Source organism: Streptomyces sp. 1-11, from assembly GCF_007176755.1.
Classification (GTDB): Bacteria; Actinomycetota; Actinomycetes; order Streptomycetales; family Streptomycetaceae; genus Streptomyces.
Genome location: NZ_BJTV01000006.1, coordinates 209,796 through 235,179, shown reverse-complemented (window position 1 = coordinate 235,179; position 25,384 = coordinate 209,796). Strand labels below are relative to the sequence as shown.

Below are 25,384 nucleotides of genomic sequence, written 5' to 3'. Positions count from 1 at the left end.
GAGGTGGACGCGATGAATCTCCCGGTCGGCTCCTGCGCCGTCGACACCCGTACCGGACGCCTCGGCATCGTCATGGGGCACGAGGGGCCGTACGTACAGCTGCGGCCCTACGGCGGCGGCCGCGAGTGGGACTGCGATCCGCGGGCCGTCCGCGCGGCCACCCCCGGCGAGCAGCTCCATGCCGTGGCCGCCCATGCCGACGCGCGCGGGCGGACGCGGGGGCCGGTGGCCTGAACCGCCGCCCGCGGGCCCGGCGGCCCGTGCGGGCGGGCAGAATGGAGCCATGAGTCTGTTCCGCGACGACGGCATCGTCCTGCGGACCCAGAAGCTCGGCGAAGCGGATCGCATCATCACGCTGCTCACCCGCGGGCACGGCCGGGTACGGGCCGTGGCCAGGGGTGTGCGTCGGACGAAGTCGAAGTTCGGGGCCCGGCTGGAGCCCTTCTCCCATGTCGACGTGCAGTTCTTCGCACGCGGCAGTGAGCTGGTCGGGCGCGGGCTGCCGCTGTGCACGCAGAGCGAGACCATCGCGCCCTACGGCGGCGGGATCGTCACCGACTACGCCCGGTACACCGCGGGCACCGCGATGCTGGAGACGGCCGAGCGGTTCACCGACCACGAGGGCGAACCGGCCGTCCAGCAGTACCTGCTGCTCGTCGGCGGGCTGCGCACCCTGGCCCGCGGCGAGCACGCCCCGCACCTCGTGCTGGACGCCTTCCTGCTGCGCTCGCTCGCCGTCAACGGCTACGCCCCCAGCTTCGGCGACTGCGCGAAGTGCGGGATGCCCGGCCCGAACCGGTTCTTCTCGGTGGCCTCCGGCGGCTCGGTCTGCGCCGACTGCCGGGTGCCGGGCAGCGTCGTGCCCTCCCCGCAGACCCTGGTGCTGCTCGGCGCGCTGCTTACGGGAGACTGGGAGACGGCGGATGCGTGCGAGCCGCGCCACGTCCGGGAGGGCAGCGGGCTGGTGTCCGCGTATCTGCACTGGCACCTGGAGCGCGGGCTGCGCTCGCTCAGGTACGTCGAGAAGTAAGCGCGAGAAGAGCTAGAGGAGTCGAGGAGCACATGGTCGTACGCGGGATCCTGGGAAGCCGGCGCCGCGAGTACAGGGCGCCCGAGCCGCACCCGTCCGGTGCCCGCGCGCCGAAGCTCCCGGGCGAGCTGGTACCGAACCACGTGGCGATCGTCATGGACGGCAACGGCCGCTGGGCCAAGGAGCGGGGGCTGCCCCGCACCGAGGGGCACAAGGTCGGCGCCGAGCGGGTGCTCGACGTGCTGCAGGGCTCGGTCGAGATCGGCGTCCGCAACATCTCCCTGTACGCCTTCTCCACCGAGAACTGGAAGCGCTCGCCCGAAGAGGTCCGCTTCCTGATGAACTTCAACCGCGACTTCATCCGCAGGACCCGCGACCAGCTCGACGCGCTGGGCATCCGGGTGCGCTGGGTGGGCCGTATGCCCAGGCTGTGGAAGTCGGTGGCCAAGGAGCTCCAGGTCGCCCAGGAGCAGACCAAGGACAACGACCTGCTCACCCTGTACTTCTGCATGAACTACGGCGGCCGGGCGGAGATCGCCGACGCCGCGCAGCGGCTCGCCGAGGACGTGAAGGCGGGCCGGCTCGACCCGTCGAAGGTCAACGAGAAGACCCTCCAGAAGTACATGTACTACCCGGACATGCCGGACGTCGACCTCTTCCTGCGCCCCAGCGGCGAGCAGCGCACCTCCAACTACCTGCTCTGGCAGAGCGCCTACGCGGAGATGGTCTTCCAGGACGTGCTGTGGCCCGACTTCGACCGCCGTGACCTGTGGCGGGCCTGCGTCGAGTTCGCCTCCCGCGACCGCCGCTTCGGCGGCGCGATCCCGAACGAGGAGCTGCTGGCCATGGAGGGCCGCACCGAGGAGGACTGACAGCGGCCGCCGGCGCACCGGGCGGCGGCGGCAAGCGCGACGGCAAGTGCGACGGGCGGCGGCAAGTGCGACGGGGCGGGGCTCCATGAGCCGCCGCCCCCCCTGCCCGCCGTACGCCCGGACGCCCGTACGGCGCCCGGTCAGCCGCCGGGGACCGTCGCGCAGTCCGCGCAGGTGCCGAAGATCTCCACCGTGTGGGCCACGTTCACGAAGCCGTGCTCGGCCGCGATGGCCTCGGCCCACTTCTCCACCGCCGGGCCCTCGACCTCGACCGCCTTGCCGCAGGTGCGGCAGACCAGGTGGTGGTGGTGTTCGCCGGTGGAGCAGCGCCGGTAGACGGACTCGCCCTCGGAGGTGCGCAGGACGTCGACCTCGCCGGCCTCGGCGAGGGACTGCAGCGTGCGGTAGACGGTGGTGAGCCCGACGGAGTCGCCCTTGTGCTTGAGCATGTCGTGCAGGTCCTGCGCGCTGCGGAACTCGTCGACCTCGTCCAGGGCCGCCGCCACGGCGGCACGCTGCCGGGTGGCCCGGCCCTTCACGGGCGGTCCAGCGGTCGTCACCGGTTGCCTCCTCGTCTCGCGTCTGCCCGGGCCATTGTGCCAGTCCGGGCCGCCCGCGGTCAGGCGCCGACGCCGTCCCCGGCCGCCCGTCCGGCCGGAATCGAGCACTCCGCGGGGTCCCCGGCCGGCCGTGCCGCGGCCGCCGCGCGGGCGCGCCGGCGGGCCAGCGGAGCGGCGGCCGCGGTCAGCGCGACGAACGCGGCGATGGTCAGCAGCACGATCGTCGCGCCGGGCGGCACGTCCTGGTAGAACGACGTGATCGTGCCGCTGATCGTCACGGTGACGCCGAGCGCGACGGCGATCGCGAAGGTCGCCGCGAAACTGCGGGTGAGCTGCTGGGCGGCGGCGACCGGCACCACCATGAGCGCGGAGACCAGGATCAGCCCGACCACCCGCATGGCGACCGTCACGGTGACCGCGGCGGTGACCGCGGTGAGCAGGTTCAGCGCGCGCACCGGCAGCCCGGTGACCCGGGCGAACTCCTCGTCCTGGCTGACCGCGAAGAGCTGGCGGCGCAGGCCCAGGGTGACCAGGACGACGAACGCGGCCAGCACCATGATCGTGGTGACGTCCGAGGGGGAGACCGTCGACAGCGAGCCGAACAGGTACGAGGTCAGGTTGGCGTTGGAGCCGCCCGGCGCGATGTTGACGAACATGACGCCGCCCGCCATGCCGCCGTAGAAGAGCATGGCGAGCGCGATGTCGCCGCGCGTCCTGCCGTACCAGCGGATCAGCTCCATCAGGACCGAGCCGAGCACCGAGACGGCCGTGGCCATCCACACCGGGGAGGCGTTCAGCAGGAAGCCGAGGCCGACGCCGGTCATCGCCACGTGGCCGATGCCGTCGCCCATCAGGGGCTGGCGGCGCTGGACGAGGAAGATGCCGATCGCGGGGGCGGTGACGCCGACCAGGACGGCCGCGAGGAGCGCCCGCTGCATGAAGGCGTAGTTCAGGAATTCCATCAGTTCAGCAGTCCCGTGCGGATCGGCCCGGCGCCCGTGGGCGCGTGCGGGTGTACGTGGTCGTGGCCGGGCAGGGCGTGCTGTCCCACGGCCTCGGGCGGCGGGCCGTCGTGCAGCACGCAGCCGTCGCGCAGGACGACCGCCCGGTCGATCAGGGGCTCCAGCGGGCCCAGTTCGTGCAGCACGAGCAGCACCGTGGCACCCTGGGCGACCTGCTCGCGCAGGGTCGCGGCCAGCACCTCCTGGCTGGCGAGGTCGACGCCGGCCATCGGCTCGTCCATGATCAGCAGCTCGGGCTCGGCGACCAGGGCGCGGGCGATCAGCACCCGCTGGTGCTGGCCGCCGGAGAGGGCGTCCACCGGGTCCCCGGCGCGGTCCGCCATGCCGACCAGCTCCAGGGCGTGGCGCACGGCCTCCCGGTCGGCCCTGCGGAACAGGCCGAAGCGGGTGCGGGAGAGCCGGCCCGAGGAGACGACCTCGGTCACCGTCGCAGGCACCCCGCCGGCGGCCGTGGTGCGCTGCGGTACGTAGCCCACGCGCGCCCAGTCGCGGAAGGCGCGGCGGGGGGTGCCGAACAGCTCGATCGTGCCGCCGGCGACCGGTACCTGGCCGATGACGGCGCGGATCGCCGTGGACTTGCCGGAGCCGTTGGCGCCGAGCAGCGCGACCACCTCGCCGCGGTGCACGGTGAGGTCGATGCCACGCAGCACGGGACGTGCGCCGAGTTCGGCGGTCACCTTGCGCAGCGCTATGACGGGTTCGCCCATGATCTGGTCCTCCGTGCCGGTCACTTGGCGCCCAGAGCCCGCTGGAGGGCCTTGAGGTTGGCCTCCTGGACCGAGAAGTAGTCGGTGCCGCGGGACTTGGCGGTGATGCCCTCCAGCGGGTCCAGGACGTCGGTCCGCAGGCCCGCGTCGTGCGCGACGGTCCTCGCGGTCCGGTCGCTGACGAGCGTCTCGTAGAAGACGGTGGAGACGCCGTCGGCCCCGGCCGTCCGCTGCAGGTCCCTGATCCGCGCGGCGCTGGGCTCGGACTCGGGGTCCAGGCCGTTGACGGCCTCCTCGGTGAGCCCGTAGCGCTCGGCGAGGTAGCCGAAGGCGGCGTGGGTGGTGATGAAGGTCCTGGTCCGGGTGTTCGCCAGGCCTTCCTCGAACCGCGTGTCCAGGGCGTCCAGCTTCTTCACCAGGGCCGCGGTGTTCTTCCGGTAGTCGGCCGCGTGGTCCGGGTCGGCCTTCTCGAAGGCGCGGCCGACGCCCTCGGCGACCTGGGCGTAGCGCACCGGGTCGAGCCAGATGTGCGGGTCCTTGCCGCCGGGCCCCTCGCCCTCGTGCGTGTCGTGCCCGGCCGCGTGGCCGCCGACCTCGTCGCCGTGCTGTTCCAGGGTGGTCAGCGAGGCCGCGTCGATCTTGGAGTGCACCGGGGACTGGGCCACCGCGTCGTCCACGCTCGGCTGCAGGCCCTTCAGGTAGAGCACGGCGTCGGACTGTTCGAGGCCGCCGATCTGCCTCGGGCTGATCTCCAGGTCGTGCGGCTCCTGGCCGGGCGAGGTGAGGGTGGTGACGTGGACGTGGCCGCCGCCTATCCGCTCGGCGAGGAAGGTCATCGGGTAGAACGACGCGACGACGTCGAACCTGTCCGTGCCGCCCGCGGCGGCACCGCCGGCGGAGCAGGCGGTGAGGGCCGTCAGGCCCAGCGCGGCGGCGACCGCGACCGCGGGTCCGGACGTGCCTGGTCGGAAGGACGCGCGGCGTCGACGTTCGTTCATGACAGTCATTTTCAACAAACATGGAAACCGTTGTCAACAAGGCCCGGGGTGAGAGCCTGGACAGGGGGCCGATTTGGCTGTGGGGGAGCCTGCGCCGGTAACCTGAATCAATTCGCTGGAAGCATCTCGCTTCAACGCCCGTCGTCGTAATGAAGAGAGCACCGTGGCCGCCGACAAGATCGACACCATCGTCAGCCTGAGCAAGCGCCGTGGCTTCGTTTTCCCCTGCAGTGAGATCTACGGCGGACAGCGTGCCGCCTGGGACTACGGACCGCTGGGTGTCGAGCTCAAGGAGAACATCAAGCGTCAGTGGTGGCGCTACATGGTGACGTCGCGCGAGGACGTGGTCGGTATCGACTCGTCCGTCATCCTGGCCTCCGAGGTCTGGGTCGCCTCCGGCCACGTCGCCACGTTCACGGACCCGCTGACCGAGTGCACCTCGTGTCACAAGCGGTTCCGCGCCGACCACCTCGAGGAGGCGTACGAGGAGAAGAAGGGCCACGCCCCGGCGAACGGCCTGGCCGACATCAACTGCCCGAACTGCGGCAACAAGGGCCAGTTCACCGAGCCCAAGCAGTTCTCGGGCCTGCTGTCGACGCACCTCGGCCCGACCCAGGACTCCGGGTCCGTCGCCTACCTGCGCCCCGAGACCGCCCAGGGCATCTTCACCAACTTCGCCCAGGTGCAGACCACCTCGCGCCGCAAGCCGCCGTTCGGCATCGCCCAGATGGGCAAGTCGTTCCGCAACGAGATCACGCCGGGCAACTTCATCTTCCGCACCCGCGAGTTCGAGCAGATGGAGATGGAGTTCTTCGTCAAGCCGGGCGAGGACGAGAAGTGGCAGGAGTACTGGATGGAGCAGCGCTGGAACTGGTACACGGGCCTCGGCCTGCGTACCGAGAACATGCGCTGGTACGAGCACCCGAAGGAGAAGCTCTCCCACTACTCCAAGCGCACCGCCGACATCGAGTACCGCTTCCAGTTCGGCGGCAGCGAGTGGGGTGAGCTCGAGGGCGTCGCCAACCGCACCGACTACGACCTCGGTGCCCACTCCAAGGCCTCCGGCCAGGACCTCTCCTACTTCGACCAGGAGGCCGGGGAGCGCTGGACGCCGTACGTCATCGAGCCCGCGGCGGGCGTCGGCCGCGCCATGCTGGCCTTCCTCCTCGACGCCTACGTCGAGGACGAGGCGCCCAACGCCAAGGGCAAGATGGAGAAGCGCACCGTGCTGCGCCTCGACCACCGCCTCGCGCCGGTGAAGGTCGCCGTGCTCCCGCTGTCCCGCAACCCGGAGCTGTCGCCGAAGGCCAAGGGTCTCGCCCAGGCGCTGCGGCAGAACTGGAACATCGAGTTCGACGACGCGGGCGCCATCGGCCGCCGCTACCGCCGTCAGGACGAGATCGGCACGCCGTTCTGCGTGACGGTCGACTTCGACACGCTCGACGACAACGCGGTGACCGTGCGCGAGCGCGACACCATGAAGCAGGAGCGCGTCTCCCTGGACCAGATCGAGGGCTACCTGGCCCAGCGCCTCGTGGGCTGCTGACGCCCGCGGCGCACGCACCCCGACGCCCGCGCCCCGGCCGGTTCCACCGGCCGGGGCGCGGGCGTCGCGCCGTTCAGGGCGACGAGGGGCTCAACGCCCCTGCAGCGAACGGACGTTGTCGCCGAACGTCCAGTTCTTCGAGCCGTCCCAGTTGAGCGACCAGGTCATCAGGCCCTTGAGCGAGGTGCCGTAGTGCCGCCAGGCCTGGGAGACCAGGGACGGGGACATGTAGCCGCCGCCCGCGCCAGGCTGGGCCGGCAGGCCGGGGACCTGCTTGTCGTACGGCACCCTGATCGTCGTGCCCTGCACCACCAGGCCCTTGTCCAGGCAGTCGGTCTGCGCGGTGAAGCCCGCCACCGTGCCCGCCGAGTAGGAGTCGCCGGAACAGCCGTACATGCTGCCGTTGTAGTACTGCATGTTCAGCCACCACAGCCGGCCGTTGTCCGCGTACTTCTTGACGATCGGCAGGTACGCGCCCCAGATCGAGCCGTAGGTGACGCTGCCGCCGGTGACGTACGCGGTCTCCGGGGCCATCGTCAGGCCGAAGCCGGACGGCATCCGGGCCAGCACCCCGTCGATGATGCGGATCAGGTTGGCCTGGGACGTGGAGAGCTGGTTGATGTTCCCGCTGCCCACCAGGCCGGTCTCGATGTCGATGTCGATGCCGTCGAAGTTGTACTTCTGCAGGATCGGCACGATGGTCGCGACGAACCGGTCGGCGACCGCGCTGGAGGAGAGGTCGATGCCGGCGGCGGCGCCCCCGATGGAGAGCAGGATCGTCTGCCCGGAGGCCTTGGCGGCGCACATCTCGGCGGGCGTGGCCACCTTCACGCCGTTGTCCATGCCGTCCTCCCACAGCGCCGTGCCGTCCGCGCGGATGACCGGGAAGGCCGCATTGACCACGTTGTAGCCGTGCGCGGGTATGCGGGAGTCGTTGATCGGGGTCCAGCCGAAGGGCGGGTGGACGCCGTTGGCGGAGCCGTCCCAGTTCTCCCAGTAGCCCTGAAGCACCTTGCCGGCCGGCCGTGACTTCACCGCGCAGGTGTCGGCGGCGGAGGCGGTGGGGGCGGTGGCGACGGCGAGCGGGGCGAGGACGGCGGCGGTGAGCGCGGCGGTGAGCAGTCGCAGCGTGCGGCGGAGCATGCGGAGCCTCCCGGTGGGGGTGCGGTGAGGTGTCGTAGGCATGACAGTCCTCTGGTCCAGACCTTTCGTCAATAGGTCTGGACCAATCCGCCCGAGGGGCCAGGTGAATGAGAGGTCGGGTGTGCGGCGGCTGACAACTATGGAATGACAGATATTGAAATCTGTCATTCGTCATGGCAGGGTGGAGGCATGACGATGCGAACCCGAAACCTCGGCACCACCGGCCCCCAGGTCTCCGCCCTCGGCCTCGGCTGCATGGGCATGTCCGCGCTGTACGGCGACACCGACCGGGCCGAGTCCATCGCGACCGTCCACGCCGCCCTGGACGCGGGCGTGACCCTGCTGGACACCGGCGACTTCTACGCCATGGGCCACAACGAGATGCTGGTCGGCGAGGCCCTGCGTGCCGCCTCGCCGGCCGCCCGGGAGAAGGCGCTGGTCAGCGTGAAGTTCGGCGCCCTGCGCGACCCGGACGGCAACTGGAGCGGCTACGACGGCCGGCCCGCCGCCGTGAAGAACTTCGCCGCCTACTCCCTGCAGCGCCTCGGCGTGGACCACATCGACGTCTACCGGCTCGCCCGGCTCGACCCGGACGTCCCGATCGAGGAGACCGTCGGCGCCATCGCCGAGCTGATCGAGAAGGGGTACGTCCGGCACGTCGGGTTGAGCGAGGTCGGCGCCGAGACGATCCGCCGGGCCGCCGCCACCGCGCCCGTGGCGGACCTCCAGATCGAGTACTCGCTGATCTCGCGGGGCATCGAGCGGGAGATCCTGCCGGTCACCCGGGAGCTCGGCATCGCCGTCACGGCCTACGGCGTGCTCTCCCGCGGCCTGATCTCCGGCCACTTCACCCGTGACCGGCAGCTCGCCCCGGGCGACTTCCGCTCCGTCTCGCCCCGCTTCCAGGGCGAGAACCTCCAGCACAACCTGAACCTGGTCGACGCACTGCGCAAGATCGCCGAGCAGAAGGGCGTCACCGTCGCGCAGATCGCCATCGCCTGGGTGCTCTCGCGCGGCGAGGACATCGTGCCGCTCATCGGCGCCCGCACCCGCGAGCGGCTCACCGAGTCCCTGGGCGCGCTGGACGTGACCCTGGACGAGGCCGACCTCGCGGCGGTCGAGGAGGCCGTCCCGGCGGACGCGGCGGCGGGCGACCGCTACCCGAGCGCGCAGATGGCACACCTCGACAGCGAGCGCTGATCCCGCTCCCCGGTACGGTCTGAGGCATGGCACCGACCAGCGAGACCCTGACCGCCGAGCGCATCCTCGAGGCGACCGAGGAGGTGCTGCGCCGCCACGGCCCGGCCAAGGCCACCGTGGTCGACGTGGCCCGCGCGCTCGGCGTCAGCCACGGCAGCGTCTACCGGCACTTCCGTACCAAGGCGGCGCTGCGCGAGGCGGTGACCAAGCGGTGGCTGGACCGCACCTCCCAGCGGCTGTCCGGCATCGCCGCCGGGTCCGGCGCCCCCGAGGACCGGCTCAGGGACTGGCTGGCGGCCCTGTTCGAGGCCAAGCGGCGCAAGGCCGGCGACGACCCGGAACTGTTCGCCACCTACACCGTGCTCGCCGACGAGAACGGCACGGCGGTCGCCGAGCACCTCGCCGACCTGACCGGCCAGCTCACCCGCGTCATCGAGGCGGGCATGGCCGCGGGCTCCTTCGCCGCCGCCGACCCGGCCACCACGGCCCGCGCCGTCTTCCACGCCACCGGCCGCTTCCACGACCCGTGCTACGCCCGCGAGTGGCGGGAGCCCGGCATCGAGGAGGAGTTCACGGCCGTCGTGGACCTGCTGATACGCGGCCTCGCCGCACCCGCGCCGAGCCGGTGAGAGACGAGCCGCCGGGCCGGTGAGGCATGCGCCGCCGGGCCGGTGTGGCATGAGCCGCCGTGCCGATGAGGCTGAGCCGCTGACGCGGTGGGCCACGAGCCGCTGAGGCACCGGGCCACGAGCCGCTGACGCGGTGGGACACGCCGGCCGTCAGCGCGCGGGGCGCCGGGGCCCCGCCGGGTCCACCGTCGCCTGGTGGGCCTCGGCGAGGTGCTCCTCGGCCTTCAGCCAGGGCAGGAACTGGGCGCTGCGGGACCAGCCGCAGGTGTCGCACCCGATCGTGCGCCGCGCCCCCCTGCGCCGTATCCGGACCGTGTGCTCCCGGCCGTGCCCGTCCCACCGGCTGACCTTGCTCGTGCCGCTGTCCCCCGACATGCCGCCTCCCCGCGTCCGGCCCGACCGTCTGCGAGGAGTGTGCGGCACGTCCGGGATCGACGGGGACTCCCCGGCGTCGGGCCGCCGCCGCCGCGCCGGGCTCAGCCGACCCGGCGGGGCAGCCGCAGGCTCAGCAACCCCGTCAGGACGATGCCCGCGAGCTGCACCAGCAGCGTGATGACCAGCGCGTCCCGCATGCCCTGGTGCGGGACCAGGGTGAGGAACAGGGTGCCGAGGGTGGCCACGCCGAGCGCGAACGCCGACTGCTGGGTGGTGACCATCACACCGCTGCCCACCCCGGCCCGGGCCGGCGGCACCTCGGACATCACGATCCGCAGCAGGTTGGGCAGTTGCAGCGCCTGCCCGGCGCCGGCGACGGCCGCGCCCGGCAGCAGCGTGCCGACGTCCAGGTGCGGCCAGTCCCGCCGGACGGCGAGCACGATCAGCAGCACGCCGACGCCCTGCAGGACGGAGCCCGCGGTGACCACCCGGGTGCCGTACCGGGCGATCAGACGCGGGCCGGCCAGCGAGACGAACAGGAAGGCCACGGCCATCGGCGCGAGCGCGAGTCCCGCCGGCACCGGACCCAGCCCGGCACCCCGCTGCAGCGCCAGCGCGATGACGAACATGAACCCGCTGAAGCCGACCGAGAACGGCAGCATCAGCACCAGCCCCCGCCGCAGCGACGCCAGCGCGAACAGGCTCGGCGGCACCAGCGGGGTCCGCCCCCGGCGGTCCGCCCGCCGCTCCACGGCGTAGAACCCGGCCGCGGCGAACGGGAACGCGGCCAGCGACAGCCAGGTCCACAGCGGCCAGCCCGCCGCGCGGCCCTCGGTGAGCGGAACGAGCAGCGTCAGCAGCGACACGGCGAGCAGGACGGTGCCGGGCCCGTCGACGGGCTCCGGGCGCTTCGAACGGGTCTCCGGCACGTGCCGCACGGCCAGCACCAGCCCCAGCACGACGACCGGGACGTTGACGAGGAAGATCGCCCGCCAGCCGCTCCCGGCGATGTCGGCCGCGACCAGCACGCCGCCCAGGATCTGCCCCGCCACCATGGACAGCCCGGCCGTGGCGCCGTACAGGCTCATGGCCTTCGCCCGGCGGGTGCCGCTGGTGGCGGCCTGGATGGTGGCGAGCACCTGCGGCAGCATCGCGGCGGCCGACGCGCCCTGCGCCACCCGCGCCGCGACCAGGCCCCAGGCCCCCGGGGCGAGTCCGCAGGCCAGCGAGGTCAGCCCGAACGCGGCCATGCCGCCGAGGAACAGCCGCCGCCGCCCGAACAGGTCCCCGAGCCGCCCGCCGAGCACGAGCAGCACGGCGTAGGCGACCCCGTACCCGGCCACGACCAGTTCCAGCACGGCCTCGCCCGCGGCGAGATCGGCGCCGATGGCCGGCAGCGCGACGTTGACGATGAAGAAGTCGACCAGCGGCAGCGCCGCCGCCAGCAGAACGGTGAACAGCCCCGGCCCGCTGAGCGCGGGCGGCGCGGCCGCCCGGACACGGACGGCGGGGGTGGTGACGGTCTCTGTCATGGCATCGAGCCTGCGCCCACCCGGAGACTGGTACCAGAGTGTCCTTATCCTGGTAGCGGAAGTAACTGGCAACAGGATCCGCCGGGCGGCATCCTGGAGGCATGACGACGACGGCACAGCCGACCACGACCGCGCGGCCCCCGCGCGGCGCGGAGATCCGGCGCCACGAGCTGGCCGCGTTCCTGCGCAGCCGGCGCGAGCGGATCGCACCCGAACAGGTGGGGCTGCCGCGCGGCACCCGGCGGCGCACCCCCGGCCTGCGCCGCGAGGAGGTCGCCCAGCTCTCCGCGGTCGGCGTCACCTGGTACACCTGGCTCGAACAGGCCCGGGACATCCAGGTCTCCGTGCAGGTCCTGGACGCCCTGGCCCGCACCCTGCTGCTGGACGCCAGCGAGCGCGCCCACCTCTTCAAGCTCGCCGCCGCCACCGACCCGGCGCCGGGCGCGAGCTGCCCCAGCGTCACCCCGGCCCTGCGCGAGACGCTGCGCGCGCTGGAGCCGTTCCCGGCCTGCGTCCAGAACAGCCGGTACGACATCCTCGCCTACAACCGCACCTACGCCCGCCTCATGGGCGACCTGGACGCGGTCCCGCCGGAGGACCGCAACTGCATGCTCCTCGTGTACACCGACAGCGACTGGCGGGCGTCGATCGTGCACCTGGAGGAGACCATGCGTCTGATGGCCGCCAGGCTGCGCGCCTCGATGGCCGGCCACCTCGGCGACCCCGCCTGGAAGACGCTGCTCAAGCGCCTGGAGCGGGAGTCCCCGGAGTTCCGCGAGAACTGGGAGCGCTACGAGGTCGTGGGCAACCGCTCCAAGACCAAGGAGTTCCTCAACCCCTACGTCGGCCACCTGACCCTGGAGCACACGGACCTGTGGTTGGGCCCGCAGGCGGGACCCCGGCTGGTCACGTACACCCCGAAGAACGAGGAGACGAGGGACCGCCTGGAGAAGCTGCTGGAACTGGCGCTCGGCCCGCGGGAGGCCGCGCGGCTCCAGGGGCTCTGAGGCCCGAGCGTCTTTCAGAGCCCGGTACCCGGGCCGTGGGGCCCGGGCGGCCTCAGGACCCCGCCGTGACCCCCACGGCGTCCTTCAGATCGGCCGACTCCAGCTCGTCCGCGGTCCGCTCGGCGGTGCGCCGGGCCCAGCGGCCGCTGGTGACCCAGCCGAGGACCAGCACGGCCAGACCGCACCCGGCGAGGATCCACCATCCGGGCCGGGCCGCCGTGACGAAGGCGCTCCGGTACGGCGAGGCGCCCACTCCGGCCGCGAGCACCGCGCCGATCACGGCGACACCGAGCGTCTGCCCGAGCTGCCTGCTGGTGGAGGCGACGGCGGCGGCGACCCCGGCCTGGGTCCGGGGCATGCCCGACACCGCCGTGTTGGTGATCGGCGCGTTCACGAAGCCGAAGCCGATGCCGAACAGCACGTAACCGGCGAACAGGGTGGTGTTCGACGTCTCCGCCTCGAAGGCCGCGAACAGCACGCCGCTCACGGTCATGGCGGCGCCCGCCACCAGCAGGGGCAGCCGCGGTCCCCGGCTGCCCACCAGCCGCCCGGACAGCGGCGCGCACAGGAACGTCGGCACGGCCATCGGCAGCATCCACAGGCCCGCGTGCAGGGCGTCGAGGCCGCGCACGTTCTGCAGGTACAGCGTCGACAGGAAGAGGAAGCCGCCCAGCGCGGCGAACGCGCTGATGGCTATCACGGTCGCCCCGCTGAACGGAGCGGAGCGGAAGAAGCGCAGGTCGATGAGGGGTTCCTCGCGCCGGGGCTCGTAGCCGAGCAGGCCGAGCAGAGCCACCAGGGCCACCGCGCCGAAGGGGACCGCCGTGCCGACGCCCGAGACCGGCGCCTCGATGATCGCGTACGTCAGCGAGCCGAAGAGCGCGATCACCAGGAGCTGGCCGACCGGGTCGGGCCGGCGGGCCCGGGGCGCGCGGGACTCGGGGACGAACCGCAGGGTGAGCAGCAGGGCCGCGAGGCCGACCGGGAGGTTGACCCAGAAGATCGAGCGCCAGCCCACCGACTCCACCAGCAGGCCGCCGACCAGCGGGCCCGCCGCCATGGATATGCCGACCACCGCGCCCCACACGCCGATCGCGCGGGCCCGCTCGCGGGAGTCGGTGAAGGTGTTGGTGATGATCGACATGGCGACCGGGTTGAGCATGGAGCCGCCGACCGCCTGGACCATGCGGAAGACGACCAGCAGTTCGAGGTTCGGGGCGAGGGAGCACAGCAGCGAGCCGATGGAGAAGAGGACCAGGCCCGTCATGAAGACCCGCTTGCGGCCGATCCGGTCGGCCGTGGAGCCCGCGAGCATCAGCAGCGAGGCGAGGACGAGCGTGTAGGCGTCGATCGACCACTGCAGGCCGGAGGTGGTGGCGTGCAGCTCGCGCTGCATCGAGGGCAACGCGACGTTCAGGGCGGTGTTGTCGAGGCTCACGATCAGCAGACTCATGCAGCAGATCGCGAGCACCAGCAGACGTCGGCGGTGGCTGAGCTCGGGCATGTGGCTCATGGTACGGGATTTCGATAGTGCGGTTAACTAATGACCGTTACATGATCTCCGCGGATACGTGACAATGGGGGAATGCCCACGCCCGAGTCCCCCCTCCAGATCGGCCCGCACACCGTCCGGCCGCCGGTCGTCCTGGCCCCCATGGCCGGTATCACCAACGCTCCCTTCCGCACCCTGTGCCGAGAGTTCAGCGGCGGCAAGGGCCTGTTCGTGAGCGAGATGATCACGACCCGGGCGCTGGTCGAGCGCAACGAGAAGACCATGCAGCTGATCCACTTCGACGCGACCGAGAAGCCGCGCTCGATCCAGCTCTACGGGGTGGACCCGGCGACCGTCGGCAAGGCCGTCCGCATGATCGCGGAGGAGGACCTGGCCGACCACATCGACCTGAACTTCGGCTGCCCGGTCCCCAAGGTGACCCGGAAGGGCGGCGGATCGGCGCTGCCCTACAAGCGCAACCTGCTGCGGGCCATCCTGCGCGAGGCCGTCTCCGGCGCCGGGGACCTGCCCGTCACGATGAAGATGCGCAAGGGCATCGACGACGACCACATCACCTTCCTCGACGCCGGCCGCATCGCCGTCGAGGAGGGCGTCACGGCGATCGCGCTGCACGGCCGCACCGCCGCCCAGCACTACGGCGGCACCGCCGACTGGGAGGCCATCGCCCGGCTGAAGGAGCACGTGCCGGAGATCCCGGTGCTCGGCAACGGCGACATCTGGTCGGCCGAGGACGCGCTGCGCATGGTGCGCGAGACCGGCTGCGACGGAGTGGTCGTGGGCCGCGGCTGCCTGGGCCGGCCGTGGTTGTTCGCCGACCTGGTGGCCGCCTTCGAGGGCCGGCCCGAGGAGATCGCGCGGCCCTCGCTGCGCGAGGTCGCCGACGTGATGGTCCGGCACGCCACTCTGCTCGGCGAGTGGATCGGCGACGAGTCCAAGGGCGTCGTCGACTTCCGCAAGCACGTCGCCTGGTACCTGAAGGGCTTCGCGGTCGGCTCCGAGATGCGCAAGCGGCTGGCGATCACCTCCTCGCTGGAGGAGCTGCGGGCCGGTCTCGACGAGCTGGACCTCGACCAGCCCTGGCCGGCCGGCGCCGACGGGCCCCGCGGCCGTACGTCCGGCAACAACCGTGTGGTGCTGCCGGACGGCTGGCTGAAGGACCCCTACGACTGCGCGGGCGTCGGCGAGGACGCGGAGCTGGACACCTCCGGCGGCTGATCAGCCCGTCCTCGGGTGCGGGACCGAGCCGTACGCCGTCAGGAAGCGGTCCCGGAAGGAGCTCATCCGCCACACCGGGGCGTCGTGGGCGGGGCGCAGGCCCTCCGTCCAGTGCCAGTCGGCGATCCGGTCCAGCACCTTCGGGTCCTTCGCCACGATCGAGACGGGCACGTCCCGGCTGGCGTGGTTGCCGCTGACCCGGGCGATCGGCTGGTGGTCGCCGAGGAAGACGAGCACGGTGTCCTTGGTGCCGTGGCGCTCCAGCCACTCGGTCAGCGCGGTCACCGAGTACTGCACCGACCTGCCGTAGGCCGCACGGGACCTGGTGGTGTCGGCGATGACGTCGGCCGGCTTCTCGCCCGCGGCCTCGACGTCCTTGAACACCGAGCCGTCGCCCAGCTCGTCCCAGCCGATCATCTTCGGCACCGGCGCCCAGGGCTGGTGGCTCGAGGTCAGGATCAGCAGCGACATCCGCGACCTGCCGTCGGCCGGCCGCTTGCTGTGCACCCGCTCCTCGTACTGCTGCAGCGCGTACTGGTCGGGCATGGTCGACCAGCTGAACTTCGGTCCCCGGTAGCCGAGCTGGAAGGCGTTGTAGACCTTGTCGAGGCCGTACCACTTCTGCTCCGGCCAGCTCTTCTGCACGCCCGGCATGACGCCGACCGTGTCGAAGGCGCCGGTCTTCGCGAAGGCCCCGGTCAGGCTGAGGTGGTCGCTGGCCATGACCGTGCGGTAGCGCTGCTGGTTGCTGATCCACAGGCCCGACATGGTGGTGGAGTGGCCGAGCCAGCTGCTGCCGCCGTAGGTCGCGGAGGTCAGCCAGCCGCTCCTGGCGTGGAACCCGGCCTTGGCCAGAGCTTTCGTGCGGGCGTCCAGGGTGGCGTCGACGCCGGGGGCGATGACCGGGTCCTCGATGGCGCTGCGGCCGTAGCTCTCGATGAACGTGAAGACCACGTCCTTGCCGCGCAGGTCGGGGACGAGCTGGCTGCCCGGGGTGTTGCCGAACCGGTCCTGACCGGCGATCTTCCGGAACTCCGCTTCGTCTCTGAGGGTGTCGGAGACCCGGCGGGACTCGGTCTTCAGCGCGGTGGTGGTGCGGTCGGAGGCGACCGGCACTCCGGCTATCTGCAGGCCCAGCGCGGAGCAGGTGATCCAGACGACGCCCGCGATCATGGTGCCCCGGGTCGCCGCCTCGCTGTGCCGGGCGAGCAGTTCGCCCAGCCGGACCGTGGCCAGGGCCAGCAGGACGGCCAGCAGCAGCACGAGGACGATCACGCCCGCGGTGGCGGCGAGGGTGGCCGTGCGGCCGAGCGAGTCCTCCAGGTACGACCGCGCGTCCCCGAGCAGGCTCCAGTCCAGCACCGGGTTGAAGGGGCGGCCCAGGTACTGGTTGAACCCCATGTCGAGCAGGTTCAGCACGGTCATGGCGGCCAGCGCGACACCGGACACCGCGGCCAGCGCCATCCGCGGCCGGCGCGGCAGGGCGAGCAGCACGGCGGCCCCGATGACCGCCTCGGCCGGTATGCGGGCGAACTTGGCCGGCCCGAGCCCGACCACGGTGTTCGGCAGCACCAGCGCGGCGACGACGAGAGCGGCGGCGAGCACGGTGGCGGTCGCGGACAGCCCCTGAGCCGCCGCCGGATGCGCCTGCCGCCAGCGCCCGGCACGGGCGGACCAGGCGGCCCGGAACCGCCGTACGGGTTTCGCGTCCCCGGGGGCGGGAGGAGTGGGGGGCGTGGGGGGATCGGAAGACGTGGGGGGCTCGGCGGGGGCGGCGGAGCCGTCAGCGGCCTCGGCGCCGTCGCGGCTCTGGTCCACGGTGTCCGCCCCGCCTGCGCCGGCCTGCTCGGGCAGCGCCGTCCGCGCCGTCTCCTCCGGTTCCGCCCGCCCTTCCGGTTCCGCCCGCCCTTCCGGCGCCTCCGGTTCTTCCTGTTCGCCGAGGACGGCCTCGCCTCCTCCGGCCGTGTCCGGTGGCTGGCGCGTACTCGTGTGCTGAGGCAACCCGGAGGTCCTTCCGTGCGAGACCCGTGACGGAGGCGGCGGGCCAAGCCGGGAGGCGGGGCCGGGCCGGAGCGGCCCCGGCCCGCCAGGCCCGCCGCCCATGTCGTACGGGCGGTCGTCCGCCCCCGTTCACGGCACGGGGCAAACACCGGGCAAACCCCCGGTCAAGGCTCCGCTCAGGCCCCGCCGACCGCCGTGAGCAGGGCGAGCGGGGCCGCCGCCGAGCGGGATTCGCGGACGCACGCGTGGGGGTAGGGGACCGGCTCGGGATGGGTGTCGCGGCCGTAGCCCGCCAGCACCTCCGGCAGCCGGTGCCCGGTCGCCGTCGCCGCCTCGACCAGCGCGTGCGCCACCGTGCGCGCCTCGTCGTGCAGGCCGTAGCGGGCCAGCCCGAGGGCGATCAGCGCGTTGTCGTGCGGCCAGACCGAGCCGCGGTGGTACGAGAGCGGGTGGTACGCCGGCTGGCCCGAGGCGAGCGTGCGGACGCCCCAGCCGGAGAAGAAGTCCGGCTCCAGCAGCCGCCGTCCGACGGCCTCCCCGTACTCCTTGTCCAGCAGCCCCGACCACAGCAGGTGCCCGGCGTCCGAGGCCAGCGCGTCGACCTGGCGGCCCTGCCCGTCCAGCGCCAGCGCCGGGAAGGAGTCCTCGCGCATCCAGAAGTCCCGCTGGAAGCGGTCCCGCAGATCGGCCGCCGCCTGCTCCAGCAGGGCGGCGTACGTCTCGTCGCCCCACACCGCGCGGGCCACGTACGCGGTGCGGCGCAGCGCGTCGTACGCGTAGCCCTGGGCGCCCGCGGCCATCACCGCCCCGGTGGGCCGGGTGCCGTCGGCCCAGCAGATCGCGCCGGGGGAGTCCTTCCAGTTCTGGTTGGCGAGGCCGCCCTCGTCGGCGCGGTACACCAGGTAGCCGCGCGTGGTCAGGCCGCCGTGGTCCAGCATCCAGCCGGTCGCCGCGCGGGCGTGCGGCTCCAGGCGCCGGGCCAGGCCCGGGTCGCCGGTCACCTCGGTGTACGCCCCGAGCAGCACGAGGAACAGCGGGGTGGCGTCGACCGAGCCGTAGTACCGGCCGAACGGCACCTGCCCGAAGTGCGCCAGCTCCCCGTGCCGCACCTCGTGCACGATCTTGCCGGGCTGGGCGAGCGAGGACCCGCCGGCGTCGGCGCCGGTCGCCTGGGCCGCGGCCAGCGCGAGCAGTGTGGCGGCGGCCGGCCGCGGGTGGTACGGCAGCGTGAACAGGGAGGTGAGCAGGGCGTCCCGGCCGAGCAGGGTGAGGAACCAGGGGGCGCCCGCCGCCGGCACCCGCAGCTCCTCGCCGTCCGGACCGGTCGCCGGGACCTGCAGCGCGGCGAGGTCGGCGAGCCCCCGGGCGCAGGCCGCCGCCAGCTCCGGCCACCCGGCCGGGAAGGCCACGCCCTCCATGAACCCGCCCTCCGCCGCCACGAGCCGCTCGCTGACCGAGGCGGGGGAGCGGGGCACGCGCAGCGCGCGCCGGTCGCCGTGCGGGCGGGCCATCACCCGCAGCACCAGTTCGGCGGTGCCCTGGGGTTCCAGGGCGAGGGTCCACACCAGGCGGCGGGCGCCGGTGCCGGTCTCCTCGACGGCGTCCGGCGCGGGGTCGGCCGTGATGGTCGTGACGGAGCGCCATTCGGCCCGCCGGTAGGTGAACTCCACCCCGTCGTCCAGCACTTCGCGGGAGCGCACGGCGCCGGCCTTGGCGTAGGTGCGGTGGTCGGAGCGCAGCTCGAACTGGTCGGTGAAGTCGGCGTCGACGGTGAGGGCGAGACGCACCACGGTGGGTACCGCGCGGTTGCCGGTCACCCGCAGCGACTCCACGAACGAGGAGTCGCCGACGGCTTGTTCGCGGAACAGGGTGCAGGCGGGCGGCTCCTGCCGGCCGCCGCGCGGCACCAGCACGCAGCGGGCCGTGTCGCCGTCCGCGACCGGGGCGAGCACCTCGGGCACCGCGCCGTCGACGGTGAGCTGCCACCGGCTCAGGTGCCGGGCGTCGCGCACGAACAACCCGTCCGGAAAGCCGCCGCCCCGCACCCCGCTGATGTCCCCCCGCTCACCCACGGCGGCGAACGTCGCCCCGTGCACGAGCAGATGCCGCCGATCCGTCATCCCCGGTCCCCTTCCTCGTGACCGCCGCCGGCCGTGTCCCCGGCGCCGTCCGCACCGCCGCCCCCCGGGCCCCGGTGCAGCAGGTCAAGTGCGAGCGCGGCCGTCCAGGAGAAGCCGGTCGCGCCGCACGCCTCGCCGGTGCGCGGATCGACGTACTCGGCGAAGTCCCCGGCCCGGGCCAGCCGCAGCACCGCCGCGCGCAGCGCGTCCGCCCGCTCCCGGTGGCCGTGCGCCCGCAGGCCCCGCTCCAGCAGCCAGCTCGTGTTGAACCACGCCGGGCCGCGCCAGTACCGGTGCGGGTCGAAGGCCTCGCCGAGCAGGTCGTAGCTCGGGACCAGCTCGGTGCTCGTGCCGAGCCCGAAATGCGGTCCGCACAGCGTGCGCACGAGCGCGCCGGAGATCTCCCGGGGCAGCCCCGGCAGCAGCAGCGGGACGAGTCCGGAGACGCTCCGCTCGGGGACCTGGCCCCCGCCCCGCAGATCCAGGCAGCGGAACAGGCCGCCCGCCGGGTCCCACAGCCGCTCCACCAGGGCCGCCGTCAGCCGTTCGGCGCGCGCGTACCGGGCGGTGCCGGCGGCCCCCAGTTCACCGGCGATCCGCGCCAGCGCCTGCTCGGAGGCGATCAGCAGCGCGTTGAACGCCGGGTCCTCGACGGCGAACTCGCCGCCGCCGTCGGCGTACCCGCCGTCCCGGTAGTCGGCCGCCAGCCGCACGTACCGCCCGTAGTCCAGATCCGTGGGCCGGTCCTGCGGCGCGCCGTGGTCGAGGTCGGCGCGGCGGAAGGAGCGGGCCGGGGCCGGGGTGACCCGGGAGAGCGGGGCGTCCCAGCAGGGACTGTTGTCCATGCCCTGCTCCCAGGGGTGCACGACGCAGACCAGCCCGCCCCCGCCCAGGTCCCGCCGGTGCAGCAGATACCGGTGCCAGGCGGCCAGCCGGGGGTACACCCGGGCCAGGAAGCCGCGCGCCCGCGACAGGCCCGGGTCGGCCCGGTGCACCAGCCAGGCCGCCAGCGCGTGCACCGGTGGCTGCACGATGCCGGACGTCTGTACGGTGCGCGGGGCGCCCGCTGCGCGCCCCGCGGCCGAGGAGCGCCAGAAGTCGGGGCTCGGGAAGTACGCGTCGAGCGGGACGGAGGGGTTGAAGACGATGTGCGGGACCCGTCCGTCGCCCCACTGGGCCGCCAGCAGCGTCTCCAGCTCCGTCTGGGCCCGTAACGGCGACAGGTGGCGCAGCCCGATCGCGACGAACGCCGAGTCCCACGACCACTGGTGCGGGTACAGGCTGCGGGAGGGGACCGTCGAGGCGCCCGTCCAGTTCTGCGCCAGCACCCGGGCGGCCCCGGCGTGCAGGGACGCGGCGTGCGGGGACGGCGCCGACGCCGGCGGATCGTATGCGGGCTCCCGCTCCGGGAGGCGTGCAGTGAGCTGGGCAGTGCGATCCACTCGGGGCTCCCCGAAGACGTCCGGCCGACCGGGTTTGGCTGTGGCTACCGCAGGGTTACGTCTATTTAACACGCAGAACTCAATATGTAATGCAGGCTTGGGAAACACAAGGGGGTGCGCATGACCGGACGGCCGGGCAGGACCGGGAAGAGCGGAAGTCAGGCGAGCGCCGGCGATCTGCTCGAACTGGTGCGCAGCGGGCGGGCCGTGACACGCGGTGCGCTCCAGCAGGCCACCGGACTGTCCCGGGCCACCGTCGGCCAGCGCCTGGACCGGTTGTTCCGGGCCGGCTGGCTGCGCGAGGGGGCGGGCGGCCCGGTCGGCTCGCCGCTCGGCGGACGCCCCTCCATCACCCTGGAGTTCGACGGCTCCCACGCCGTGGTCCTCGCCGCCGACCTGGACACCCGGCACGCCCGGGCCGCGGTCCTCACCCTGACCGGCGAGATCCTCGCCGAGCGCTCCGGCGCCCTGGTGATCGAGGACGGGCCGGAGGCCGTGCTCGGCGAACTCGGCCGCTGGTTCGCCGGGGCGCTCGCCGAGGCCGGGCACCGGGCGGCGGAGGTCTGCGGCATCGGGCTCGCGGTCCCGGGGCCGGTGGACCGCGAGAGCGGCCGGGTGGTGCAGCCGCCGATCATGCCCGGCTGGGACGGCTACGACATACGGGGCCGCCTCTCCCGCGCCTTCACCGAGCACACCGGTGCCCCCGCGGTCCCGGTCCTGGTGGACAACGACGCCAACCTCATGGCGTACGGCGAGCAGCGCGCCGGATATCCGGACTGCGCGGCCTTCGCACTGGTCAAGGTGTCCACCGGCATCGGCGCCGGAGTCGTGGTCGACGGCTCGATCTACCGGGGCGTGGACGGCGGCGCGGGCGACATCGGGCACATCCGGGTGGGCGCCGAGGCGCTGTGCCGGTGCGGTTCGTACGGCTGCCTCGCCGCCGTCGCCAGCGGCGGCGCCGTGGCCCGGCGGCTGACGGAGGCCGGGGTGCCGGCCGCCTCCGGCTCGGACGTGCGGGACCTGCTGGCCGCCGGGCACCCGGAGGCGGCCGCGCTGGCCCGGGAGGCGGGGCGCCGGGTGGGCGACGTGCTGGCGACGGTCGTGACCCTGCTCAACCCGGGCGTGCTGATGATCGCCGGGGATCTGGCCGGAACCCCCTTCCTCACCGGCGTGCGCGAGCTGCTGTACCAGCGGGCGCTGCCCCGCTCCACCGCCCGGCTGGAGGTCGTGACGTCCCGGCTGGGCGAGCGGGCCGCGCTGGCCGGGGCCGGTGCGCTCGTGGTGGAGCACCTGTACGCGCCGTGGCGGGTGGAGGAACGGCTCGCCGCGCTCGGCGTGTGAACGGGACCTTCCGGCGTCCGCATGGTGAAATCCGGCTCTGTGTGACAGCGTGATTCTCGCCACCCCTGATAAGGGCTGCGCTCAGATGAGCGGATCTTGAGCGACTGCACTTCCTCAAAGGGTGGCACTGGGTGCCATGGCTTGATCGTTCATCGATCGAAATCAGACGTGGCGCAGGCCGCTCACATGAGCGGTTAGCCGCCCCTGTGGGGAAGGCTGTGTTCAAGAAGTGAAAACATCGAGCCGTCTCCGCTTGCCAAGCCTTGACTTTCAATCCACTGGCGGACGCGTGGTTACAGGCGCATGACGCACAAGTGGACGTACCCAGGTGCCTTCGATCTGGGTATGTTCCTCGCCGTCAGGGCAGCCACCGCGGCCTCAAGGAGTCGAGTCCCGTGTCGGAAAACAAAGAACCCCACGTAGCGAAGTTCGTTTACGACTTCACCGAGGGCAACAAGGACCTCAAGGATCTCCTCGGCGGCAAGGGTGCCAACCTCGCCGAGATGACCAACCTCGGTCTGCCGGTCCCTCCCGGGTTCACCATCACCACCGAGGCCTGCAAGGTCTACCTCGACAGCGGCTCGGAGCCCGTGGCACTGCGTGACGAGGTGAGTGCGCACCTCGACGCCCTCGAGCAGAAGATGGGCAAGAAGCTCGGCCAGGCCGACGACCCCCTGCTGGTCTCCGTCCGCTCCGGCGCCAAGTTCTCCATGCCGGGCATGATGGACACCGTCCTGAACATCGGCCTCTCCGACAAGTCGGTGCAGGGCCTGGCCAAGCAGGCCGGCGACGACCGCTTCGCGTGGGACTCCTACCGCCGCCTCATCCAGATGTTCGGCAAGACCGTCCTCGGCGTCGACGGCGAGCTGTTCGAGGAGGCGCTCGAAGCGGCCAAGGAGGCCAAGAAGGTCACCGTCGACACCGACCTCGAGGCGGCCGACCTCAAGAAGCTCGTCACCAGGTTCAAGAAGATCGTCAAGGCCGAGGCCGGCCGGGACTTCCCGCAGGACCCGCGCGAGCAGATGGACCTCGCCATCAAGGCGGTCTTCGACTCCTGGAACGGCGACCGCGCCAAGCTCTACCGCCGCCAGGAGCGCATCCCGCACGACCTCGGCACCGCCGTCAACGTCTGCTCGATGGTGTTCGGCAACCTCGGCCCCGACTCCGGCACCGGCGTCGCCTTCACCCGCGACCCCGCCTCCGGCCACCAGGGCGTCTACGGCGACTACCTGCAGAACGCCCAGGGCGAGGACGTCGTGGCGGGCATCCGCAACACGGTCGCGCTCGCCGAGCTGGAGAACATCGACAAGAAGTCGTACGACCAGCTCATGCAGATCATGGAGACCCTGGAGAACCACTACAAGGATCTCTGCGACATCGAGTTCACCATCGAGCGCGGCCAGCTCTGGATGCTGCAGACCCGCGTCGGCAAGCGCACCGCCGGCGCCGCCTTCCGCATCGCGACCCAGCTCGTCGACCAAGGCCTGATCGACGAGACCGAGGCGCTCCAGCGGGTCAGCGGCGCCCAGCTCGCCCAGCTGATGTTCCCCCGCTTCGACGAGTCCGCCAAGGTGGAGAAGGTCGGCCGGGGCATCGCCGCCTCGCCGGGCGCCGCCGTCGGCAAGGCGGTCTTCGACTCCTACACCGCCGTCAAGTGGTCCCGCTCGGGCGAGAAGGTCATCCTGGTCCGCCGGGAGACCAACCCCGACGACCTGGACGGCATGATCGCCGCCGAGGGCATCCTCACCTCGCGCGGCGGCAAGACCTCCCACGCGGCCGTGGTCGCCCGCGGCATGGGCAAGACCTGTGTCTGCGGCGCCGAGGAGCTGGAGGTCGACACCAAGCGCCGCCGGATGACGGTGCCGGGCGGCCACATCGTCGAGGAGGGCGACGTCATCTCCATCGACGGCTCCTCCGGCAAGGTCTACCTGGGCGAGGTCCCGGTGGTCCCGTCCCCGGTCGTGGAGTACTTCGAGGGCCGGATGCACCCGGGCGCCGACGACGCCGACGAGCTGGTCGAGGCCGTGCACCGGATGATGGCCTTCGCCGACCGCAAGCGCCGGCTGAGGGTGCGCGCCAACGCCGACAACGCCGAGGACGCGCTGCGCGCCCGCCGCTTCGGCGCCCAGGGCATCGGCCTGTGCCGCACCGAGCACATGTTCCTCGGCGAGCGCCGCGAGATGGTCGAGAAGCTGATCCTCGCCGACACCGGGGAGGAGCGCGAGGCGGCCCTGCGGGAGCTGCTGCCGCTGCAGAAGAAGGACTTCGTCGAGCTGTTCGAGGCGATGGACGGCCTCCCGGTCACCGTCCGCCTGCTCGACCCGCCGCTGCACGAGTTCCTGCCCGACATCACGGAACTCTCCGTGCGCGTGGCCCTCGCCGAGTCCCGCCAGGAGCCGCACGAGAACGAGCTGCGCCTGCTCCAGGCGGTGCACCGGCTGCACGAGCAGAACCCGATGCTGGGTCTGCGCGGCGTGCGCCTCGGCCTCGTCATCCCCGGCCTGTTCACCATGCAGGTCCGGGCGATCGCCGAGGCGGCCGCGGAGCGCAAGGCGGCCAAGGGCGACCCGCGCGCCGAGATCATGATCCCGCTGGTCGGCACGGTGCAGGAGCTGGAGATCGTCCGCGAGGAGGCCGACCAGGTCATCTCGGACGTGGAAGCGGCGACCGGCACGAAGCTCAAGCTGGCCATCGGCACCATGATCGAGCTGCCGCGCGCCGCGCTGACGGCCGGTCAGATCGCCGAGGCCGCCGAGTTCTTCTCCTTCGGCACCAACGACCTGACCCAGACGGTCTGGGGCTTCTCCCGCGACGACGTGGAGGCGAGCTTCTTCACGGCCTACCTGGAGAAGGGCATCTTCGGCGTCAGCCCGTTCGAGACGATCGACAAGGACGGCGTCGGCTCCCTGGTGAAGGCGGCCGCCCAGGCCGGCCGCGCCACCCGCCCCGACCTCAAGCTCGGCGTCTGCGGCGAGCACGGCGGCGACCCCGAGTCGGTCCACTTCTTCCACGAGGCCGGCCTGGACTACGTCTCCTGCTCCCCGTTCCGCATCCCGGTCGCCCGCCTCGAGGCGGGCCGGGCGGCCACCCAGTCGGCGGGCAGCGACCACCGCTGACCGCACCGGCCCCGG

The 25,384-nt window shown here is 72.6% G+C and carries 21 protein-coding genes; 10 read left to right on the top strand and 11 right to left on the bottom strand.

Annotated elements, in window-relative coordinates; all coding sequences use genetic code 11:
• Window positions 1-12: 12 nt before the first annotated feature.
• Genes TNCT1_RS15250 through TNCT1_RS15240 form a run of 3 tightly spaced genes read left to right on the top strand, consistent with a single transcriptional unit; the run spans window position 13 to window position 1,902 of the window.
• Window positions 13-234: a hypothetical protein gene (locus tag TNCT1_RS15250; protein ID WP_143632105.1), complete on the top strand. Its 222-nt coding sequence runs from the start codon at window positions 13-15 to the stop codon at window positions 232-234.
• A 49-nt stretch (window positions 235-283) separates the two neighbouring features.
• Window positions 284-1,030 carry a DNA repair protein RecO gene (recO, locus tag TNCT1_RS15245; RefSeq protein ID WP_143632103.1) on the top strand — a complete coding sequence of 249 codons (747 nt, stop codon included), beginning with the start codon at window positions 284-286 and terminating at the stop codon, window positions 1,028-1,030.
• Between the two features lie 32 nt (window positions 1,031-1,062).
• Window positions 1,063-1,902, top strand: a complete 840-nt coding sequence (locus TNCT1_RS15240; RefSeq protein ID WP_143632100.1) for an isoprenyl transferase — start codon at window positions 1,063-1,065, stop codon at window positions 1,900-1,902.
• 140 nt (window positions 1,903-2,042) lie between these two features.
• Here TNCT1_RS15240 and TNCT1_RS15235 read toward each other — a convergent pair whose 3' ends face one another.
• Genes TNCT1_RS15235 through TNCT1_RS15220 form a run of 4 tightly spaced genes read right to left on the bottom strand, consistent with a single transcriptional unit; the run spans window position 2,043 to window position 5,189 of the window.
• Entirely contained in the window at window positions 2,043-2,462 is a 420-nt protein-coding gene (locus TNCT1_RS15235; RefSeq protein WP_143632097.1) for a Fur family transcriptional regulator, read from the bottom strand.
• 59 nt (window positions 2,463-2,521) lie between these two features.
• Window positions 2,522-3,424 carry a metal ABC transporter permease gene (locus TNCT1_RS15230; protein WP_143632095.1) on the bottom strand — a complete coding sequence of 301 codons (903 nt, stop codon included), beginning with the start codon at window positions 3,422-3,424 and terminating at the stop codon, window positions 2,522-2,524.
• The gene (locus tag TNCT1_RS15225) at window positions 3,424-4,191 is read right to left on the bottom strand and encodes a metal ABC transporter ATP-binding protein (protein WP_143632092.1); all 768 of its coding nucleotides are present in this window, start codon (window positions 4,189-4,191) and stop codon (window positions 3,424-3,426) included. Before TNCT1_RS15225 ends, TNCT1_RS15230 begins: the two co-directional genes overlap by 1 nt.
• Before the next feature lie 20 nt (window positions 4,192-4,211).
• Window positions 4,212-5,189 (bottom strand): metal ABC transporter substrate-binding protein, encoded by a 978-nt coding sequence (locus TNCT1_RS15220; protein ID WP_143632090.1) that lies wholly within the window; start codon window positions 5,187-5,189, stop codon window positions 4,212-4,214.
• A 163-nt stretch (window positions 5,190-5,352) separates the two neighbouring features.
• On the opposite strand from TNCT1_RS15220, the gene TNCT1_RS15215 reads away from it, so the two are divergent.
• The gene (locus tag TNCT1_RS15215; protein ID WP_143632087.1) at window positions 5,353-6,735 is read left to right on the top strand and encodes a glycine--tRNA ligase; all 1,383 of its coding nucleotides are present in this window, start codon (window positions 5,353-5,355) and stop codon (window positions 6,733-6,735) included.
• Window positions 6,736-6,825: 90 nt separating this feature from the next.
• Here the strand turns inward: TNCT1_RS15215 and TNCT1_RS15210 are convergent, their stop codons facing one another.
• Window positions 6,826-7,878, bottom strand: coding sequence for a chitinase (locus tag TNCT1_RS15210; RefSeq protein ID WP_143632534.1), 1,053 nt, complete (start codon window positions 7,876-7,878; stop codon window positions 6,826-6,828).
• A gap of 189 nt (window positions 7,879-8,067) precedes the next feature.
• Between TNCT1_RS15210 and TNCT1_RS15205 the strand changes: the two genes are divergently transcribed.
• Both TNCT1_RS15205 and TNCT1_RS15200 read left to right on the top strand, forming a co-directional pair.
• A complete protein-coding gene (locus TNCT1_RS15205; protein WP_143632084.1) occupies window positions 8,068-9,078 on the top strand; it encodes an aldo/keto reductase in 1,011 nt (336 codons plus the stop codon).
• Window positions 9,079-9,104: 26 nt separating this feature from the next.
• A complete protein-coding gene (locus tag TNCT1_RS15200; protein ID WP_143632080.1) occupies window positions 9,105-9,707 on the top strand; it encodes a TetR family transcriptional regulator in 603 nt (200 codons plus the stop codon).
• 150 nt (window positions 9,708-9,857) lie between these two features.
• On the opposite strand, the gene TNCT1_RS15195 is transcribed toward TNCT1_RS15200, so the two are convergent.
• Complete coding sequence (locus TNCT1_RS15195) at window positions 9,858-10,082, bottom strand: hypothetical protein (protein ID WP_143632078.1); 225 nt, start codon at window positions 10,080-10,082, stop codon at window positions 9,858-9,860.
• Between the two features lie 101 nt (window positions 10,083-10,183).
• Window positions 10,184-11,614 (bottom strand): MFS transporter, encoded by a 1,431-nt coding sequence (locus TNCT1_RS15190; protein ID WP_143632076.1) that lies wholly within the window; start codon window positions 11,612-11,614, stop codon window positions 10,184-10,186.
• A gap of 101 nt (window positions 11,615-11,715) precedes the next feature.
• On the opposite strand from TNCT1_RS15190, the gene TNCT1_RS15185 reads away from it, so the two are divergent.
• A complete protein-coding gene (locus TNCT1_RS15185; protein WP_143632074.1) occupies window positions 11,716-12,621 on the top strand; it encodes a helix-turn-helix transcriptional regulator in 906 nt (301 codons plus the stop codon).
• 52 nt (window positions 12,622-12,673) lie between these two features.
• Here TNCT1_RS15185 and TNCT1_RS15180 read toward each other — a convergent pair whose 3' ends face one another.
• Window positions 12,674-14,125 (bottom strand): MFS transporter, encoded by a 1,452-nt coding sequence (locus tag TNCT1_RS15180; protein ID WP_143632072.1) that lies wholly within the window; start codon window positions 14,123-14,125, stop codon window positions 12,674-12,676.
• An 81-nt stretch (window positions 14,126-14,206) separates the two neighbouring features.
• On the opposite strand from TNCT1_RS15180, the gene dusB reads away from it, so the two are divergent.
• Complete coding sequence (gene dusB / locus TNCT1_RS15175; RefSeq protein WP_143632070.1) at window positions 14,207-15,349, top strand: tRNA dihydrouridine synthase DusB; 1,143 nt, start codon at window positions 14,207-14,209, stop codon at window positions 15,347-15,349.
• Here dusB and TNCT1_RS15170 read toward each other — a convergent pair whose 3' ends face one another.
• From TNCT1_RS15170 to TNCT1_RS15160, 3 genes are all read right to left on the bottom strand, one after another.
• Window positions 15,350-16,972, bottom strand: a complete 1,623-nt coding sequence (locus TNCT1_RS15170) for a CDP-alcohol phosphatidyltransferase (RefSeq protein ID WP_143632532.1) — start codon at window positions 16,970-16,972, stop codon at window positions 15,350-15,352.
• Window positions 16,973-17,526: 554 nt separating this feature from the next.
• Window positions 17,527-19,470, bottom strand: a complete 1,944-nt coding sequence (locus TNCT1_RS15165) for a glycogen debranching N-terminal domain-containing protein (protein WP_143632068.1) — start codon at window positions 19,468-19,470, stop codon at window positions 17,527-17,529.
• Window positions 19,467-20,912, bottom strand: a complete 1,446-nt coding sequence (locus TNCT1_RS15160) for a hypothetical protein (protein ID WP_143632066.1) — start codon at window positions 20,910-20,912, stop codon at window positions 19,467-19,469. The genes TNCT1_RS15165 and TNCT1_RS15160 overlap by 4 nt, the downstream gene beginning before the upstream one ends.
• Before the next feature lie 120 nt (window positions 20,913-21,032).
• On the opposite strand from TNCT1_RS15160, the gene TNCT1_RS15155 reads away from it, so the two are divergent.
• Together TNCT1_RS15155 and ppdK are read left to right on the top strand one after the other, a co-directional pair.
• On the top strand, window positions 21,033-22,253 hold the full coding sequence (locus tag TNCT1_RS15155; RefSeq protein ID WP_174266302.1) for an ROK family protein: 1,221 nt from the start codon (window positions 21,033-21,035) through the stop codon (window positions 22,251-22,253).
• 395 nt (window positions 22,254-22,648) lie between these two features.
• Complete coding sequence (gene ppdK / locus TNCT1_RS15150; RefSeq protein ID WP_143632062.1) at window positions 22,649-25,369, top strand: pyruvate, phosphate dikinase; 2,721 nt, start codon at window positions 22,649-22,651, stop codon at window positions 25,367-25,369.
• The last annotated feature ends 15 nt before the right edge of the window (window positions 25,370-25,384 follow it).

Coding starts and splice junctions, on each gene's coding strand:
- TNCT1_RS15250 (WP_143632105.1), top strand. CDS start 13: ATGAATCTCCCGGTCGGCTCCTGCGCCGTCGACACCCGTACCGGACGC.
- recO (WP_143632103.1), top strand. CDS start 284: ATGAGTCTGTTCCGCGACGACGGCATCGTCCTGCGGACCCAGAAGCTC.
- TNCT1_RS15240 (WP_143632100.1), top strand. CDS start 1,063: ATGGTCGTACGCGGGATCCTGGGAAGCCGGCGCCGCGAGTACAGGGCG.
- TNCT1_RS15230 (WP_143632095.1), bottom strand. CDS start 3,424: ATGGAATTCCTGAACTACGCCTTCATGCAGCGGGCGCTCCTCGCGGCC.
- TNCT1_RS15225 (WP_143632092.1), bottom strand. CDS start 4,191: ATGGGCGAACCCGTCATAGCGCTGCGCAAGGTGACCGCCGAACTCGGC.
- TNCT1_RS15220 (WP_143632090.1), bottom strand. CDS start 5,189: ATGAACGAACGTCGACGCCGCGCGTCCTTCCGACCAGGCACGTCCGGA.
- TNCT1_RS15210 (WP_143632534.1), bottom strand. CDS start 7,878: ATGCTCCGCCGCACGCTGCGACTGCTCACCGCCGCGCTCACCGCCGCC.
- TNCT1_RS15205 (WP_143632084.1), top strand. CDS start 8,068: ATGACGATGCGAACCCGAAACCTCGGCACCACCGGCCCCCAGGTCTCC.
- TNCT1_RS15200 (WP_143632080.1), top strand. CDS start 9,105: ATGGCACCGACCAGCGAGACCCTGACCGCCGAGCGCATCCTCGAGGCG.
- TNCT1_RS15195 (WP_143632078.1), bottom strand. CDS start 10,082: ATGTCGGGGGACAGCGGCACGAGCAAGGTCAGCCGGTGGGACGGGCAC.
- TNCT1_RS15190 (WP_143632076.1), bottom strand. CDS start 11,614: ATGACAGAGACCGTCACCACCCCCGCCGTCCGTGTCCGGGCGGCCGCG.
- TNCT1_RS15185 (WP_143632074.1), top strand. CDS start 11,716: ATGACGACGACGGCACAGCCGACCACGACCGCGCGGCCCCCGCGCGGC.
- TNCT1_RS15180 (WP_143632072.1), bottom strand. CDS start 14,125: ATGCCCGAGCTCAGCCACCGCCGACGTCTGCTGGTGCTCGCGATCTGC.
- dusB (WP_143632070.1), top strand. CDS start 14,207: ATGCCCACGCCCGAGTCCCCCCTCCAGATCGGCCCGCACACCGTCCGG.
- TNCT1_RS15165 (WP_143632068.1), bottom strand. CDS start 19,470: ATGACGGATCGGCGGCATCTGCTCGTGCACGGGGCGACGTTCGCCGCC.
- TNCT1_RS15155 (WP_174266302.1), top strand. CDS start 21,033: ATGACCGGACGGCCGGGCAGGACCGGGAAGAGCGGAAGTCAGGCGAGC.